This window comes from bacterium (genome assembly GCA_018814885.1).
In the GTDB taxonomy this organism is placed as follows: Bacteria; Krumholzibacteriota; Krumholzibacteriia; order LZORAL124-64-63; family LZORAL124-64-63; genus JAHIYU01.
This window is the reverse complement of sequence record JAHIYU010000043.1, coordinates 1-2,069: the sequence shown is the minus strand read 5'-3', so window position 1 is coordinate 2,069 and position 2,069 is coordinate 1. Positions and strand designations below refer to the sequence as shown.

General features: G+C 66.2%; 2 protein-coding genes. One reads left to right on the top strand and one right to left on the bottom strand.

The annotated features are described in order from the left end of the window. Positions 1 to 283: 283 nt before the first annotated feature. Entirely contained in the window at positions 284 to 916 is a 633-nt protein-coding gene (locus KJ554_02535; protein ID MBU0741214.1) for a DUF4476 domain-containing protein, read from the top strand. On the opposite strand, the gene KJ554_02530 is transcribed toward KJ554_02535, so the two are convergent. Further along, on the bottom strand, positions 856 to 1,857 hold the full coding sequence (locus KJ554_02530; GenBank protein ID MBU0741213.1) for a hypothetical protein: 1,002 nt from the start codon (positions 1,855 to 1,857) through the stop codon (positions 856 to 858). The genes KJ554_02535 and KJ554_02530 overlap by 61 nt on opposite strands. Positions 1,858 to 2,069 lie beyond the last annotated feature (212 nt).

The window sequence follows — 2,069 nt, the reverse complement described above, 5'->3', positions numbered from 1 at the left end:
GCGATCTGATGGTGCTCCAGGGCCGATCCTGGCCGGTCTACAGGCCCGTTGAGGGCCGCGTGGTGCCCTTGGAGGACGACGAGGGGCGATTCGCTCGCGAATCGACTGGCCGAACTGAAATGAACGACAATCAGCCGGTCGCCGGCGGATCAGGTGTGGTGGGCCCGCAGATGGCGCCATGCACCGAAAGATTCACAACCTCTCAGCCGTGGCGGCGAATCCATCGAGCGAATAAAGTGCGGCGGTGTGCGTCCATGCGGTTTGCTCAACCAAGGAGACTCCCATGTTGTTACGTTCCACGTTGACCGCCCTGGTGCTGTTGTTCCTCGCGTTCCCGTCGCCGAGCCGGGCCGAACCGTCCGCCGCCGCCCGGCTTCAGCAGGTTCTCGACGAACTGGATGTGATGGAGGCCATGCTCGCCGGCAAGGTCAGCGAACCCACGCGCCGGGAACTGCTACGCAAGGTCGTCGACGTGCGCGGGCGGCTGGATTCCGTCCAGCGGGACCTTCTCCGCGACAACGTCGCGCTAGCCATCGAAGCCCCCGGAGCCACCCTGTCCGTGATCCTGGATGTGGACCGGGATATCACCCCTGAAGTGGTCGAGGTGGTGGAGGTGGCGCAGCCGGAGCCGTTGCCCATGGCCGCCGGGCCCTTCAAGGCGCTGATCGCGGCCATCGAGGAGGAGTCCTTCGCCGACGGCAAATCGGCGGTACTGGAGACCGCCGCCGAGACCAACCAGTTCACCGTGGCACAGGTCCGGCAGCTGCTCCCGCTGTTCACGTTCAGCGACGGCCGCATCGGCGCCGCCGTGACCCTGTATCCCCGCACCATCGATGTCGAGAACTGGTTCCAGGTCTACGGTGAATTCACCTTCGACAGTGACAAGGACGAACTGCGCGAGCGACTGGGGCTCTGACTCGTGTCTGCCGGGTCACCATAGGCCAAGCGGACGATCTCCTCGGCGTAGATCGCATTGGAATCCAGCCCCACCCCGTAATCCAGGTCCGTGCAAGCCTCGATGGCCAAGAGGCCCGGGCCGTGAGCAACCCTGGAACGGCTCGTCAGCTCCTCCAGGGCCCGCCGAGCCTCGTCCCGGGCTTCGCCATCAGCCGCGATGGCGGCCTGGATGGCGCGCAGCACCTGGTCCTGACCGCCCGGGGGAAGCCCGACCAGTTCCAGAGCGCTGTGCTGCCTGGACAGCGCCTGCCGGTACGTCTGGGCGATCCCTTCCGTACCCATGGGAAGAAGATGTGTTGCCCCCTCCCGTTCCGCCCGCTGGATCACGGCCTCCGGAACGGTCGGGAAGGACAAGGCGACCCCGCTCAGCTGCTGGATGAAGGCCTGGGTGTTCTCCCTGGTGTGCCAGTCCGCGGCTGCGAGCAAACGCTGGATGGATCGGGGCGACCGGAAGCTGGTGGCGAGACCCCAGGCAACGGGCGCCAGGGTGTTGCAGGGGAGCAAGACCAGGACCCGGCGACAGCCGCGTCCGACCGGCCCGCGCATGGCCTCCAGGGCCAGGACTCCGAGCCGTGCCTGGACCTGCTCCGGGCTCGGTCCCCCGGGGAACCCCACCAGGATCGCTTCGTCCAGGGGCTTCGACTGCCGGGCGTAGGAAGCCAGCCACTCCTGTTTCACGTAGGGGAGATCGCCCACCAGGGTCAACGTCAGACGACGGTGTTCATCGAAGAACGGGGCGTCTGCCGGCAGGTGCCGCTGGATGAACGCTCGTTCGGCGGCGGCGAGTACGGCCCCGAAGCGAAGGGCCGCGTCCCGGCCAAAATCCCCCAGCACCAGGGCCAGGGCTGGTTCACCCATCGGCAAACCGGCCCCGTCGAAGCTGGAATATTTTAGCGACATGGCGCGATGATAGCCTCCTGTGAATGGAAATGTGAAACCGCGGCGTTGCACGATTGACGTCCACGCCCCCAGGGCCGATCTTCGGTTGCATGATCGAAAGCCGGAAGCGAGGTGCCGCATGATTCCAGATCGCAACGAACTCATCGCGCGGCTGGGTAGCGCCTATGCGGCAGACGCCCTGCTGCACTACTTCAGGGCCGACGAACTGGCCG

Coding starts and splice junctions, on each gene's coding strand:
- KJ554_02530 (MBU0741213.1), bottom strand. CDS start 1,857: ATGTCGCTAAAATATTCCAGCTTCGACGGGGCCGGTTTGCCGATGGGT.
- KJ554_02535 (MBU0741214.1), top strand. CDS start 284: ATGTTGTTACGTTCCACGTTGACCGCCCTGGTGCTGTTGTTCCTCGCG.